Source organism: Ensifer sp. GW823-FHT05D09, assembly GCF_058795755.1.
On the sequence record NZ_JBXAIA010000014.1, the window covers coordinates 71,053 to 85,015 of the forward strand.

Genomic DNA, 13,963 nt, shown 5'->3' on the forward strand with positions numbered 1-13,963 from the left:
GGTCCTGCTTCGCATCGATCCTCGTACTCGAGCAAAGCATGCCGGCCCGACGTCAACCCGCGGCGAGAACGAGGTGGGCGTGCCCGTTCCATCGCTCAAACCCGCGGTGCCGATCGCCCGGCTTGCGACAACAGGTGCCGACGGTTTGCGCCGGCGCCTGTCGTGTCTGGGATCAGTAACCGAGCCCCTTCTTGGCTTCGTAGATCTTCGTCGGATCATCGGCCTGGGTGTAGAGCTTCGATTCCGTCTGGATCCACTTCGGCGGCTTCGTTCCGTCCTTCTGGAACGCGGCGAGCGCGTCGAAAGCAGGACCGGCCATGTTCGGCGTCAGTTCGACGGTCGCATTGGCTTCGCCTGCCGCCATCGCCTGGAAGATATCCGGGACAGCATCGATCGAGACCACGAGGATGTCCGTGCCCGGCTTCAGGCCGGCTTCCTTGATCGCCTGGATAGCGCCGACGGCCATGTCGTCGTTATGGGCGTAAAGTGCACAGATGTTCTTGCCGCCGTCCTCGGCCTTGAGGAAGCTTTCCATGACTTCCTTGCCCTTGGTACGGGTGAAATCGCCAGTCTGGCTGCGCACGATCTTCAGGTTGTCGTGGCCGGAAAGGGCCTGCTCGAAGCCCTTCTTGCGGTCGATAGCCGGCGAAGAACCTGTCGTGCCCTGGAGTTCGACGATGTTGCACGGCTTGCCGGCAACCGTGTCGGCAAGCCACTTGCCGGCGACATTGCCTTCATGCACGAGGTCCGAGGTGACGGCGGTCATGTAGAGGTCGTCGGAAGCGTCGACGGTCCGGTCGAGCAGGATGACCGGGATTTCCGCATCCTTGGCTTCCTGAAGGACTTCGTCCCAGCCGGTGGCGACAACAGGGGCAAGCAGGATGGCATTGACGCCCTGGGCGATGAAGGAGCGCAGCGCCTTGATCTGGTTTTCCTGTTTCTGTTGGGCATCGGCGAATTTCAGGTCGATGCCGCGCTCTTGAGCCTGCTGCTTCGTCAGCGTGGTCTCCGCCGCGCGCCAGCCGGACTCCGAGCCGATCTGCGAGAAGCCGACGACGAGATCTGCGGCAGATGCGCTGCCGAACGTGCAGGCAGCAAGGATCGTTGCACTCGCGAGTGCTTTGGCGAATTTCATGGTTTCCTCCCAAAGAAAGCTGCTCTCCCAGCAGCAAACTCAAAAAATCATATAATAATACTTTTGTAAACTCACGTTTGAGGACAAGCTCGGCAGAGGCGCACCGGAAGATGCAAAAATCCGGATGCAGGTCCTCGATTGATCCGAAAGTGCGCAATGGATGATGATATGCTTATTGACTCATTATACCAGTTGCGCGTATGACTTCGGTCACAGGATCTGATTGGGAGAGACGACATGACCTCGATTGCTTTGTTCGGCGCTGGCGGCAAGATGGGTTGCCGACTGGCCAAGAACCTCAAAGGCTCGCGTTTCGATGTGCGCCACGTCGAGGTGAGCGAGCTTGGCCGCGCGCGTCTGGCAAAGGAACTCGGCCTCAGCACAGTGAATGTCGAGCAGGCGCTCGATGGCGCTGACGTCGTCATTCTCGCCGTGCCGGATACCGCGATCGGCAAGGTTGCAGCAGGCATCGTCGATCAATTGGCGCCGGGCACGATGGTCGTCGTCCTCGATGCGGCAGCACCTTTCGCCGGCCACCTGCCCGAGCGCGACGATCTCACCTATTTCGTCACGCATCCCTGCCATCCGCCGATCTTCAACGACGAGACGGAGCTTGCCGCGCGCAAGGATCATTTCGGCGGCATCGCCGCCAAGCAGCATATCGTCTCTGCGCTGATGCAGGGGCCTGAGGCCGACTATGCCAAGGGCGAAGAGATCGCCAAGCTCATATGGGCGCCGGTCATGCGCTCGCACCGCGTCACCGTCGAGCAGATGGCCCTGCTGGAGCCCGGTCTGTCGGAAACCGTATGCGCGTCGCTGCTGGTCGTCATGCGCGAGGCGATGGACGAATGCATCGCCCGCGGCGTGCCGCGCGAAGCGGCGCGGGATTTCCTGCTCGGGCATATGAACGTGCTCGGCGCGGTGATCTTCGACGAGGTCGAAGGTGTCTTTTCCGATGCCTGCAACAAGGCGATCGAGTTCGGCAAGCCGATGCTGATGCGCGACGACTGGAAGCGGGTGTTCGAGCCACAGGAAATCACCGACAGCATTCGCCGCATCACCTGATGGTGCGCACGAGACATCGGAGCCGGTGAGGCGGCTCCGATCACCATTCAACCTGGGAGGAGAAAACTGATGAAACTGACACGCAGAATGACCATCGCCGCCTTTGCGGCGTTCCTGGCAGCGGGCTCGGCCATTCCGGCCTATGCCGCTGATTTGATCGCGATCATCACGCCATCGCATGACAACCCGTTCTTCAAGGCGGAAGCCGTCGGTGCCGAGGCCAAGGCCAAGGAACTGGGCTACGAGACCCTCGTCCTCGTTCATGACGACGATGCCAACAAGCAGTCGCAGCTGATCGACACCGCCATCGGCCGCGGTGCCAAGGCGATCATCCTCGACAATGCCGGATCCGAAGCCTCGATTGCTGCGGTTCAGAAAGCCAAGGATGCGGGCGTTCCCTCCTTCCTCATCGATCGTGAGATCAACGCCACCGGTGTCGCCGTCTCCCAGATCGTCTCCAACAACTATCAGGGCGCCCAGCTCGGCGCCGAAGAGTTCGTCCGCCTGATGGGCGAGAGCGGCAACTATGTCGAGCTGCTTGGCCGCGAGGCTGATCTCAACGCCGGCATCCGCTCGAAGGGTTACCACGACGTCATCGGCGAATATCCCGAGATGAAGATGGTCGCGCAGCAGTCGGCGAACTGGAGCCAGACCGAGGGCTACAGCAAGATGGAGACCATCCTGCAGGCCAATCCCGATATCAAGGGCGTGATCTCCGGCAACGACACCATGGCGATGGGCGCAATCGCCGCGCTTCAGGCGGCCGGGCGCAAGGACGTCATCGTCGTCGGCTTCGACGGCTCCAACGACGTCCGCGACTCAATCAAGTCGGGCGGCATCAAGGCGACTGTTCTGCAGCCGGCCTTTGCCCAGGCGCAGATGGCCGTCCAACAGGCCCACGACTACATCACGACAGGCAAGGGCCCGGCGGAAGAAAAGCAGCTGATGGATTGCGTGCTGATCAACAGCGAGAACGCCGGCCAGCTCGAGACGTTCGCTCTCGCCGACTGATCCTCCAGGCGCGCGACGACGCAGACCGCCGTCGCGCGCCATCGTCCTGTCACGGAGTAGTTCTCGATGCGGAAGTTGAAGGCCGCGGCTGCGCTTGCACTTGTCTGTGCGATCGCTCTGTCGGGTTGCAAGATCATCAAGACGCCCACGGCGCAGGAGGCTGCCGAGGCCGCGTCCGGCGGCTTCAATCCCGATCGTATGGTCGCCGAAAGCTGGGACACGAAAGTGGTGCCCTACCTCGACAAGAAGGCCGGCGGCTTTCAGGAGGTGGCCGCGCTTGCTTCAGGCAATCCCGAGGCGGCGGGCGCGAAATACGGCCACAAGGAAAAGCAGGGAAGCGCGCCCTGGACATTTGCGGCTCGCCTCACCGGCACCATCGTTGCAGCCGAAACGAAATCGCGATCGGCCTATGTGGATGTCGACGCTGATGGTGACGGTAAGGCCGATGCCCGCGTGCAGATCGGGCCGGCGATCCGCGGCACGGCGATCCGCGACAGTCTCGACTTCGTCAATTTCAACGAATTCAAGAACCAGATCGAGTGGGCGCAATACGGCAAGTCGTTCAACACCCATGTCAACAGCCTCATTCTGGAAAAGCTCTCGCGCGACGGGCTCGTCGGCAAGAAGGTCGATGCGCTGGGGGCCTTTCCGCTGCCTGCCAAGACACAGTTGCCGCTGTTCGTACCGGTCCAGCTGGCGGTGAGCGAATGACAATGCACCCAGAAAAAGACGACAACTGCGTGCTGCGCCTTGAGGATGTGACCAAGGTCTATTCCGGCATCGTCGCCGTGCGCCATGCCAATCTGGCGCTGCGGCGCGGTGCCGTGAACGTGCTTGTCGGCGAGAACGGCGCCGGCAAGTCGACGTTGATGCGGATCATTGCCGGGGTGGAGAAGCCTTCGCTCGGAAGGATCCTCATCGACGGCCAGGAGGTCGAGTTTCATTCGCCGGCCGACGCCCAGCGTCATGGCATCGGCATGGTATTTCAGGAGCTCAATCTTTTCGGCAACCTGCCGGTGGCCGAGAACATCTTTGCCACGCGCGAGATCATGCGCGGCGTTCGTGGCATTGACCATCGCGCGCAGGTCGAAAAGGCCAATCATTTCCTCGACAAGCTCGACGCCGGCATCAACGCCGAGACGCTGGTGGAGGACCTTCCGATCGGCCAGCAGCAACTGGTCGAGATCGCCAAGGCGATCTCGCTCGATACCCGAATCCTTATTCTCGACGAACCGACATCGGCGTTGTCGGCGGCCGAAGTCGATGTGCTCTTCAAGGTCATCGGCGAGCTGAAGGTACAAGGGGTGGCGATCGTCTATATCTCCCACCGCCTCGAAGAACTGATGCGCATCGGCGACTATATTACCGTCCTGCGCGACGGCCAGATTACCGGGCATGCCATGGTCCGCGACATCGACACCAAGTGGATCGTCCGCTCGATGATTGGCTCCGACGCCAAGGATTTTGCCAAGTCCGTCGATCATCGCCTCGGCGAGGAAATATTCCGTGCAGAGGATATCTGCCTGCCGCGCAAGACAGGCGGTCTTGCTGTCGATCACGTCTCGATCTCTGTGCGGGCAGGTGAAGTGCTCGGCATCTATGGATTGATGGGGGCAGGGCGCAGCGAATTCTTCGAATGCGTGATGGGCCAGCATGCCCATTCCACCGGCAGCATTCGTGTCGGTGGCGTCGAGGTCGCCGGTCGCGATACGTCGCGCCGGATCCGGGAGGGCCTGGCGCTGATCCCGGAGGACCGGCAGCGCGAAGGTCTGGTGCAGGCGCTCTCGATCGCCAGCAACCTGACGCTGGCAAGCCTCGATCGTTTCGTGCGCTTCGGTTTCCACATCGCCGGCGAGCGCGAGCAGTCGGCCATCAAATCGGCGATCCGCGATCTCTCCATCAAGGCCCCGAACCCCGACTTCGAAGTGACCTCGATGTCGGGTGGCAACCAGCAGAAGGTGGTGATCGGCAAGGCGCTGATGACGGAGCCGAAGGTTCTGCTGATGGACGAGCCGAGCCGCGGCATCGATGTCGGGGCAAAAGCGGACGTGTTTCGCACGATGCGGCGCCTGGCGGGCGAGGGGCTCGCCATCCTCTTTTCCACCTCGGACCTCGAGGAGGTGATGGCGCTGTCCGACCGCATCGCGGTCATGAGCAACGGCCGGTTGGTCACCGTGATCGACCGCCGGGACGCGACCGAAGAACTGATCGTCAAGGCTTCTGCCGAAGGACACAAAACGACAAGGGAACTCGCCCAATGACGACGGCAACCACGACCACCGACGCGACGGACGTTTCCAGCGGGTCGGTCCTGTTGACCCTGATGAAGCTCAGAACCTTCATCGCCTTGTTCGCGGTGATCGCTTTCTTCTCGATCTTCGCGCCGAACTTCCTGTCGACGGCCAACATCATCCTGATGTCCAAGCACGTGGCGCTGAACGCGTTCCTGGCCATGGGCATGACTTTCGTCATCATCACTGGCGGCATCGACCTGTCGGTCGGGTCGATCGTCGGGCTCTGCGGCATGGTGGCCGGCGGTCTCATCCTCAACGGCATCGACCTGCAGTTCGGTTTCACCGTCTACTTCAACATCGTCGAGGTTTGCCTGATCACGCTTGCCGTCGGCGTCGCAATCGGCGCGATCAACGGTCTGCTGATCACCAAACTCAACGTGGCGCCGTTCATTGCCACGCTTGGCACGCTCTATGTAGCACGCGGGTTCGCGCTGCTGTCGTCGGACGGCCAGACGTTCCCCAACCTCGTCGGCAAGCCGGAGCTTGCGACCACGGGCTTTGCCTTCCTCGGGTCGGGGCGTGTGCTCGGCCTGCCGGTTTCGATCTGGATCCTCATCGTCGTGGCGCTGGCAGCCGCCTATGTCGCCAAATACACGCCGATCGGCCGCCACATCTTTGCCGTTGGCGGCAACGAGCGCGCCGCACGCATGTCGGGCATCCGGGTCGACCGGGTGAAGATGTTCGTCTACATGTTCTCGGGCTTCTGCGCGGCGATCGTCGGCCTTGTGATCTCGTCGGAACTGATGGCGTCGCATCCGGCGACCGGCAATTCGTTCGAACTGAACGCGATCGCGGCGGCTGTTCTCGGCGGCACGTCGATGTCCGGCGGGCGCGGTACCATCGGTGGCACGATCATCGGCGCCTTCGTCATCGGCATTCTGTCGGACGGGCTCGTGATGATGGGGATCTCCTCCTTCTGGCAGATGGTGATCAAGGGCATTGTGATCATCGTCGCGGTGGTTGTCGATCAGGCCCAGCGCCGCCTGCAGCAGCAGGTGACCTTGATGCAGCTTGCCAAGAAGGGTTGAAGGATGACGGAATTGAAAGGTGCGCTGATCGGTTGCGGCTTCTTCGCGGTCAACCAGATGCACGGCTGGAGCGACGCTGCGGGCGCGCGCATCGTCGCGATCTGCGACCGTGATCCGGCGCGGCTGCAGATCGTCGGCGACACCTTCGGCATTGAGCGACGCTATAGGTCCGCAGAAGCGCTGTTTGCCGATGGCGGGTTCGATTTCGTCGACATCGCGACGACGGTTGCCAGCCATCGCCCCCTGGTGGAGATGGCGGCGGCAAACGGCGTGGCGACGATCTGCCAAAAACCGTTCGCGCCGACAATGGAAGACGCTGCCGCGATGGTCGCCGCCTGTGACCGGGCTGGCGTCGCCTTCATGATCCATGAAAACTTCCGCTGGCAATCGCCGGTCCGGGCGGCGAAGGCCGCAATCGACAGCGGCGCGATTGGCGAAGTCTTCTGGGGACGTGTCAGCTTCCGCTCTGCCTATGACGTTTTCTCCGGCCAACCTTATCTTGCCACCGGCAAACGGTTCATCATCGAGGATCTCGGCATTCATGCGCTGGATATCGCCCGTTTTCTGTTTGGCAATGCGACGGCTGTGACGGCGCGCACGCGACGGGTCAATCCTGCGATTGCAGGCGAGGATGTCGCAACGATGATGCTCGATCATGCGGCCGGCATCACCTCCATCGTCGATTGCAGCTATGCGACCCGGCTGCCGGTCGAGCCTTTCCCGGAAACCTTGCTCGAAGTCGATGGCAGCAAGGGCACGCTCCGCCTGTCGCAGAGTTACCGCCTGTCCGTTCACTCGCCGGATGGAACGGAGGTGAGCGACGTGCAGCCTCGCCTTCTGCCCTGGGCCTCGCGGCCGTGGCACAACATTCAGGAAAGCGTCGGTCTCATTCAGCGCCATTGGGTCGAGTGTTTGCGCGACGGGCGCGAACCCGACACATCCGGTCGCGACAACCTGCAGACCTTTGCACTGGTCGAGGCGTCCTATCTCAGCGCAGCGGAAAAGCGCACCGTGCCGCTCTCGGAATTCCTCGGATGACGCTATCGCGCGCGTTTCTCCTGTTCGGTTCCGACGAGAGCGAGCCGCCCGTGCAACGCCTACAGGCGGGACAACTGAGCGTCGACCTGGTGGGCGGCAATCTGCGCACGATCCGGTTTGCCGGACGGGAGGTTCTGCGCGGCATTTCGTTTCTCGTTCGCGATCGTGATTGGGGCACCTGCGAAGCGGTGCTGGACGGCGTGCAGATCGAGGAAATCGCTGGTCATGCTACCGTCCGCTACACCGCCCGGTTCGCGGCGCCGGACGGGGCCATTCTTCGCTGCGATGCGAGGATCACGCTCGACCCTCGATCCGTCACCTTTGCCGCGGAGTTCACGCCCGATCGCGATTTTGAGACGGCGCGCGCCGGTTTTGTCGTGCTTCATCCGGTTGTGGGCGTCGCCGGCAGGCCCGTTGCGGTAGAGCATGGTGACGGCACGATCGAGCGGGCCATTTTTCCCGATTTCATCGAGCCTTGGCAGCCGTTCAAGAGCATTTCGGCCATCACCCATGAGGCCGCGCCCGGGGTCACGGCCGAGTGCCGGATGACCGGCGATGTCTTCGAAATGGAAGACCAGCGCAATTGGACGGATGGTTCCTACAAGACCTATGTTCGCCCACTGGCACTGCCTTGGCCCTATATGCTGAAGGCGGGCGAAATGCTTCGTCAGTCGGTTCGGCTGACAATCACACAGTCCGCTCCGCCGGCCGCTACGGATGAACGGGTGGGTGGAGCAATCGAGATTTCGCTCGCCGAGATCGGCCAGACGCTCCCCGAGATCGGCCTTGGCCTGCGTCCGGAGGATCTGACGGAGGAAATGCGCCATGCAGGTCTCGTCGCCGAGCTTGGCGCCCGGCACCTGATCTGCCATTTCGATCCGGGCGCCCGTCATGGGAGCGAGGCGCTTTCAGGCTTCCGGAGAATTGCGCATGCGAGCGGCGCCAAGGTGACCCTCGAGTGCGTCTTGTCCTGCCGACAGCCGCTCGACGAGGAACTGCGGGCGATCGCGGCTGATGTCGAAAAGACCGGGCTCACGCTTTCGAGCATTGCGGTGTCGCCTTCGGTCGATCGCCAGTCGACGCCGCCCGGAAGTGTCTGGCCGGATTGCCCGCCACTCGAAGCGGTCTATGCGGCGGCGCAGCGTGCGTTTCCCGGACTGCCGCTTGGCGGTGGCATGTTCAGCTACTTCACCGAGCTCAATCGCAAACGCGTACCGCCCGAGCCATTGTCCTATCTTACCCATTGCACCAATCCGATCGTCCATGCCGCAGACGATCTGAGTGTCATGCAGACGTTCGAAGCCTTGCGTCATGTGACGCGTTCAGTTCGCGCGATCTATGGAGAAAAGCCCTACCGCATCGGCCCATCGACGATCGCGATGCGCCAGAACCCCTATGGCAGTGCCACGAAGGAAAACCTGCTTGGCCGGCGGATTGCCATGGCGAACAGGGACCCGCGGCACAACGCCCTCTTCGGCGCCGCATGGACGCTTGCCTATGCGGCGACGGTGGCCGATGCCGGGCTGGAGGTGCTGACGCTCTCGACGCTTTGCGGCCCGTTCGGTCTGATTGCCGCCGCCGGAGAACCGGTGAAGGAAGGCGGAAAGCGTCCGCTCTTTCACGTGCTGAAGTGGCTGGCGGAATTGTCGGGCCGTGCGGGCGTGGCGGTCGAAACCAGCGCTGCGGACGCGCTTGTCGGTATCGGCGCGGTTACGGATAGCGGCAGAACGGTGCTTCTGGCGAACATCGGTCCGCAGGCTCAGATTTTGACTATCGGTCGAATCGGTAAGTCAAAACTTACCATTCTCGACGAGAACTGGATGCGAGAGAGCTCCGGTGAGCCGAGGGCCGTCGACCTTTGCGGAGAAAGCATCCGGTTGCCGGCCTATGCTGTTGCCCGCGTCGACATTCCCCGTTAGCCGTTGGCGCCTTCAGCCTTGCCCTTCAAGGCATAGAGCGCGCGCGAGCGCTCGAGGTGTTTGATCATCGCCTGTTCGGCATCGTCGGGATTGCCACGGCTGATGCAGTCGATGATCTCTTCGTGCTCGGCGAGCGTGTGGTTCTCCCGGCCTGTCCAGATCAGCATTTCCGTGTGGTACTCCTTCAGCCAACCCAGCATCGCTTCGCTGACGGCGGTGTAGATGGGGTTGCCGGAAATCTGCGCGATGCAGCTATGGAAGGCCATGTCGGCGGCGATGAAGGTTTCGGAATCGCCAAGCGCGTCGCGTTGGCGGGCGAGCGTGTCCTTCAGCGCGGCGACATCTGCCGCCGTTGCGCGGCTCGCGGCTTCGCGCACCATGCCGCGTTCGAAGAAGATGCGCGCGCTCTTCAGATGTTCGAGCGAATCCGAAGAGCCCGACAACATGATCTTCGCGGCCACGTCCATTTGGCGGAAGAGCGACTTCGGCGTAAGCTTGAGCACCTTGGCGCGTTCGCCATGCGAGATCTCCACAAGGCCCATATTCGCAAGGGCTTGCATCGCTTCGCGGATCGCCGGTCGGCCGACCTGAAACCGTTCCATCAGCATGCGTTCCGACGGCATCTCGTCGCCGGGCTGCAATTCGCCGCTTTCGATCAAGGTCTTCAAACGGGCGAAAACCTCGTCGGAGAGTTTCCTGCGAACAATGGGTTCTGGCTGGCTGATCATGTGAACTCCACCGGTGCCTGAGCGTCTGTCCTATATGCACGATTCCAGCGGATAAGGAATGGTTCGCATGGCGACGCCCGCTCAGAGATTCTTCTTGCACAACTGAGATACTCATTATACCAGTTTGATGGCAAGAGCCACTCCTTTCGAGCCGAAGAGAGAACCGCCCGTGATACGCATGACCTACCGGATAGAGAGCGCCGGCGACGTGGAGGCGCTCGCCGCGAAGATCGCCAGCGACCAGTCGACCGGGACCTTCGTAGCCGTCCCCGGAGAAACCGAGGAACTGAAAGCGCGGGTGGCCGCGCGTGTCGTCGCCATCCGGCATCTTGAGCCGACAGACCGGCCATCTCTGCCGGAGGAAGCCGGGGAGGCGAAGCGCTTCAACCGGGCGGATGTCGACGTCTGTTTTCCGCTCGATGCCGTTGGCACTGACCTTTCGGCGCTGATGACGATCGCCATTGGTGGCGTCTATTCGATCAAGGGCATGACCGGCATCCGCGTCGTCGACATGAAACTGCCGCCAGAGTTCGCGGCCGCCCACCCCGGACCGCAATTCGGCGTCGATGGCAGCCGGCGGCTGACCGGCGTTGCGGGGCGGCCGATCATCGGCACGATCGTCAAGCCGGCGCTTGGGTTGCGGCCGCAGGAGACGGCGGAACTGGTGGGCGAACTCTTGTCTTCAGGGGTGGATTTCATCAAGGACGACGAAAAGCTGATGAGCCCGGCCTACTCCCCGCTGAAGGACCGGGTTGCGGCAATCATGCCGAAAATCCTCGATCACGAGCAGAAGACCGGCAAGAAGGTTATGTATGCCTTCGGCATCTCTCACGCGGATCCCGACGAAATGATGCGCAATCACGATCTGGTTGCTGCTGCCGATGGCAACGCTGCCGTCGTCAATATCAACTCCATCGGCATGGGCGGCGTCGCCTTCCTGCGCAAACGGTCCAAGCTCATCCTGCACGCCCACCGCAATGGCTGGGATGTCCTGACCCGTCACGGCGGACTCGGAATGGAATTTTCCGTGTGGCAGCAGTTCTGGCGCCTGCTCGGTGTCGATCAGTTCCAGATCAATGGCATCCGCGTCAAGTACTGGGAGCCGGACGACAGCTTCGTGAAATCGTTCAAGGCCGTCAGCACGCCGTTGTTTGCGCCGCAGGATTGCCCGCTGCCGGTCGTCGGCTCCGGGCAATGGGGTGGTCAGGCCCCCGACACCTATATGCGGACCGGCGGATCGACGGACCTTCTTTATCTCTGCGGCGGCGGCATCGTCAGCCACCCTGGCGGTGCCGGGGCGGGCGTCCGGGCGGTTCGTCAGGCCTGGGAGGCGGCCGTTGCCGGCATATCATTGGCCGATTATGCCCGCGACCACATTGAGCTTGCCCAGTCTCTTGAAAAGTTCGCCGATGGCAAGGGCGCCTGAGCGAACGCAAATCGCAGCGAGATCCTCCATGCAGACACCTTTGCTCAGCTTTTACGGCGACGACCTGACCGGATCCACCGATGTGATGGAGGCGCTTGCGTCTCAGGGCGTCGACACGGCGCTGTTCCTGAAGATCCCGGATGCTTCACTCCTTGATCGCTTTTCGCATTGCCCTGCCTTGGGTCTTGCCGGCACGAGCCGCAGCCAGACGCCGGGTTGGATGGACGACAATCTCGCTCCCGCCTTCTCCTGGCTGAAATCTCTCGGTGCGGCGATCACACATTACAAGGTGTGCTCGACCTTCGATTCCAGCCCGCAGCTCGGCAGCATCGGCAAGGCCATCGAAATCGGTCGCGACATTTTCGGCGCGGCGGCGGTGCCGCTCGTCATCGGCGCGCCGCAGATCCGCCGCTATACCGCGTTCGGCAATCTGTTTGCCGCCTATCGCGGTGAGACCTACCGGATCGATCGCCATCCCGTCATGAGCCGGCACCCGGTAACGCCGATGAACGAGGCGGATGTTCGCCTCCACCTCGTGTCGCAGACGGCACTTCGCTGTGGCCTTGTCGACCTTGCGGCGCTTAAGGCGGCTGACGCGGATGCGGCGAGCGATCGGGTTTTTGCAGCCGGCGACGATATCGTTCTGTTCGACGTGGCGGATGAAGAGAGCCAGGCGGTCGTCGGGCGTCAGCTCTGGCGCTTGAAGGCGGCGTCTGGCCAGTTCGTCTGCGGATCGTCGGGTGTGGAGTATGCGCTGGTGAGGGAATGGCAACGGCTTGGCCTGCTGCGTGCGGCACCCACTTTCGCTGCGGTCGGGCGCGTCGATCAGATTGCGGTCGTATCCGGCAGCGTGTCGCCAACGACCGAGCGGCAGATCCGTCATGCGGTCGACAATGGTTTCGAAGGGATCGCGCTCGATGCGGTGGATTTTGCAGGCGTGGATGGAGCTGCGGCTCTCGAGGCCGCAGTCGTACGCGGTCTGCAGGGCCTCGCATCCGGTCGTAGCGTGATATTCTATACGGCCCTCGGGCCGGCGGCCGATCGTGGCGCTGCCCTGTCGCTGGAGGACGGCTCCCGCCATCGGCTTGGGGAGCGGTTGGGAGCACTGCTGCAGCAGCTTGTCACGCGTGCCGGCCTTCGTCGCGCCGTCATCGCCGGCGGCGACACGTCCAGCCACGCGCTCGGCAAGCTGTCGGTTGACGCCCTGACGCTGCGGTTGCCGCTGCCGCAATCTCCTGGCTCGCCGCTTTGCGTCGCGCATAGCCGCGATCCCGCTGTCGATGGCCTCGAAATCTCGCTCAAGGGCGGACAGATCGGCCAGGACGACTACTTCTCGATGATCCGCGATGGCCGCGTGGCTTAGACGTTCCCGTCCATCCTCGCGATTGAAGCCGGGAATGGGGCTTGTCACCAATGAACGCGTGTGCAAAGATGCTCGCGTGTGCAAAGGAGCCATGCCCGAATGAACCTGGAACGACCATTCTATCCGAACGATCTGCAGGGTCGGGCAAAGCTCTGCCGCGACGTCATCCTGTCGGCCGGTGCGCTCGTGCTGCGTGGCTTCGAGGAGAGTGCGAGCCGCGGCTTCTCGATGAAGGGTCCGCAGGACTTTCTGACCGAGACGGATGCTGCATCCGAGGCGCATATTCGCAAGGCGATTGCCGAACACTTTCCCGACGACGGCTTCTTCGGTGAGGAAGGCGGTGGCTCGATCAGCAATCGTCTCTGGGTGGTCGATCCCGTTGACGGCACGGCCAACTTCGCCCGCAGCATCCCGCATTTCTGCATTTCGATCGCCTATATCGAAAACGGCCGGGCGGAGATCGGCGCCATCTACAATCCTGCGCTGGACGAGCTTTATTTTGCCGAGCGTGGCGTCGGTGCGACCCGCAACGGCCAGCCGATTACAGTCTCGGCGACTACAGCGTTCGAGACTGCGTCGGTGGAGATGGGCTGGTCCGGCCGTGTGTCCAACGAGATCTACCTTGAAACCATCCGCGACCTCTTGGCGCTCGGCACCAATGTCCGCAGGGCTGGCTCAGGCGCGCTGGCGCTCGCCTATGTCGCTGACGGTCGTTCCGATGCCTATATCGAGCTGCACATGAACTCCTGGGATTGCGTTGCCGGCTTGCTGCTGGTTGCCGAGGCCGGCGGCGACGTCTGCCCCTTCATGGAAATCGGCAGTCTTCGCCATGGCGGGCCGGTTCTCGCTTCCGCCCCCGGTATTGCACCGGGGATCAGCCAGGCGTCGCGGATACCGATCGCGTCGGCGGACGCGCCAGTGGCTGAACTCCGGCTCGCATGAGCGACCGCGTCAAA

At 62.5% G+C, this 13,963-nt stretch carries 12 protein-coding genes; 10 read left to right on the forward strand and 2 right to left on the reverse strand.

Going from position 1 to position 13,963, the window contains the following annotated elements; translation table 11 throughout:
• Positions 1-172 precede the first annotated feature (172 nt).
• Complete coding sequence (gene ytfQ, locus AC1Q80_RS28445) at positions 173-1,135, reverse strand: galactofuranose ABC transporter, galactofuranose-binding protein YtfQ (protein ID WP_173421111.1); 963 nt, start codon at positions 1,133-1,135, stop codon at positions 173-175.
• A gap of 237 nt (positions 1,136-1,372) precedes the next feature.
• On the opposite strand from ytfQ, the gene AC1Q80_RS28450 reads away from it, so the two are divergent.
• The 7 genes from AC1Q80_RS28450 to apnL all read left to right on the forward strand — a co-directional run bounded on the left by AC1Q80_RS28450 (position 1,373) and on the right by apnL (position 9,490).
• Positions 1,373-2,200 carry a phosphogluconate dehydrogenase C-terminal domain-containing protein gene (locus tag AC1Q80_RS28450; RefSeq protein WP_173421110.1) on the forward strand — a complete coding sequence of 276 codons (828 nt, stop codon included), beginning with the start codon at positions 1,373-1,375 and terminating at the stop codon, positions 2,198-2,200.
• A gap of 69 nt (positions 2,201-2,269) precedes the next feature.
• Complete coding sequence (locus AC1Q80_RS28455) at positions 2,270-3,211, forward strand: D-ribose ABC transporter substrate-binding protein (RefSeq protein ID WP_209793020.1); 942 nt, start codon at positions 2,270-2,272, stop codon at positions 3,209-3,211.
• A gap of 66 nt (positions 3,212-3,277) precedes the next feature.
• Positions 3,278-3,922, forward strand: a complete 645-nt coding sequence (locus AC1Q80_RS28460; protein ID WP_492362619.1) for a DUF2291 family protein — start codon at positions 3,278-3,280, stop codon at positions 3,920-3,922.
• Entirely contained in the window at positions 3,919-5,472 is a 1,554-nt protein-coding gene (locus AC1Q80_RS28465) for a sugar ABC transporter ATP-binding protein (protein ID WP_492362620.1), read from the forward strand. Before AC1Q80_RS28460 ends, AC1Q80_RS28465 begins: the two co-directional genes overlap by 4 nt.
• Positions 5,469-6,533, forward strand: coding sequence for an ABC transporter permease (locus AC1Q80_RS28470; protein WP_173421106.1), 1,065 nt, complete (start codon positions 5,469-5,471; stop codon positions 6,531-6,533). Before AC1Q80_RS28465 ends, AC1Q80_RS28470 begins: the two co-directional genes overlap by 4 nt.
• A gap of 3 nt (positions 6,534-6,536) precedes the next feature.
• Complete coding sequence (locus tag AC1Q80_RS28475; protein ID WP_492362621.1) at positions 6,537-7,571, forward strand: Gfo/Idh/MocA family protein; 1,035 nt, start codon at positions 6,537-6,539, stop codon at positions 7,569-7,571.
• Positions 7,568-9,490, forward strand: a complete 1,923-nt coding sequence (gene apnL / locus AC1Q80_RS28480; RefSeq protein ID WP_492362622.1) for a D-apionate lactonase — start codon at positions 7,568-7,570, stop codon at positions 9,488-9,490. Before AC1Q80_RS28475 ends, apnL begins: the two co-directional genes overlap by 4 nt.
• Here apnL and AC1Q80_RS28485 read toward each other — a convergent pair.
• Complete coding sequence (locus tag AC1Q80_RS28485) at positions 9,487-10,218, reverse strand: transcriptional regulator NanR (RefSeq protein WP_173421103.1); 732 nt, start codon at positions 10,216-10,218, stop codon at positions 9,487-9,489. The genes apnL and AC1Q80_RS28485 overlap by 4 nt on opposite strands.
• A 169-nt stretch (positions 10,219-10,387) precedes the next feature.
• Here AC1Q80_RS28485 and oiaX point away from each other — a divergent pair, with 169 nt between their 5' ends.
• The 3 genes from oiaX to AC1Q80_RS28500 all read left to right on the forward strand — a co-directional run bounded on the left by oiaX (position 10,388) and on the right by AC1Q80_RS28500 (position 13,949).
• Positions 10,388-11,644 (forward strand): 3-oxo-isoapionate-4-phosphate decarboxylase OiaX, encoded by a 1,257-nt coding sequence (gene oiaX, locus AC1Q80_RS28490; protein ID WP_492362623.1) that lies wholly within the window; start codon positions 10,388-10,390, stop codon positions 11,642-11,644.
• A gap of 28 nt (positions 11,645-11,672) precedes the next feature.
• The gene (locus AC1Q80_RS28495) at positions 11,673-13,007 is read left to right on the forward strand and encodes a four-carbon acid sugar kinase family protein (protein ID WP_492362624.1); all 1,335 of its coding nucleotides are present in this window, start codon (positions 11,673-11,675) and stop codon (positions 13,005-13,007) included.
• 99 nt (positions 13,008-13,106) lie between these two features.
• On the forward strand, positions 13,107-13,949 hold the full coding sequence (locus AC1Q80_RS28500) for an inositol monophosphatase family protein (protein WP_427858271.1): 843 nt from the start codon (positions 13,107-13,109) through the stop codon (positions 13,947-13,949).
• Positions 13,950-13,963: the final 14 nt, after the last annotated feature.

Coding starts and splice junctions, on each gene's coding strand:
- ytfQ (WP_173421111.1), bottom strand. CDS start 1,135: ATGAAATTCGCCAAAGCACTCGCGAGTGCAACGATCCTTGCTGCCTGC.
- apnL (WP_492362622.1), top strand. CDS start 7,568: ATGACGCTATCGCGCGCGTTTCTCCTGTTCGGTTCCGACGAGAGCGAG.
- AC1Q80_RS28495 (WP_492362624.1), top strand. CDS start 11,673: ATGCAGACACCTTTGCTCAGCTTTTACGGCGACGACCTGACCGGATCC.
- AC1Q80_RS28475 (WP_492362621.1), top strand. CDS start 6,537: ATGACGGAATTGAAAGGTGCGCTGATCGGTTGCGGCTTCTTCGCGGTC.
- AC1Q80_RS28485 (WP_173421103.1), bottom strand. CDS start 10,218: ATGATCAGCCAGCCAGAACCCATTGTTCGCAGGAAACTCTCCGACGAG.
- AC1Q80_RS28460 (WP_492362619.1), top strand. CDS start 3,278: ATGCGGAAGTTGAAGGCCGCGGCTGCGCTTGCACTTGTCTGTGCGATC.
- AC1Q80_RS28455 (WP_209793020.1), top strand. CDS start 2,270: ATGAAACTGACACGCAGAATGACCATCGCCGCCTTTGCGGCGTTCCTG.
- AC1Q80_RS28500 (WP_427858271.1), top strand. CDS start 13,107: ATGAACCTGGAACGACCATTCTATCCGAACGATCTGCAGGGTCGGGCA.
- AC1Q80_RS28470 (WP_173421106.1), top strand. CDS start 5,469: ATGACGACGGCAACCACGACCACCGACGCGACGGACGTTTCCAGCGGG.
- AC1Q80_RS28450 (WP_173421110.1), top strand. CDS start 1,373: ATGACCTCGATTGCTTTGTTCGGCGCTGGCGGCAAGATGGGTTGCCGA.
- AC1Q80_RS28465 (WP_492362620.1), top strand. CDS start 3,919: ATGACAATGCACCCAGAAAAAGACGACAACTGCGTGCTGCGCCTTGAG.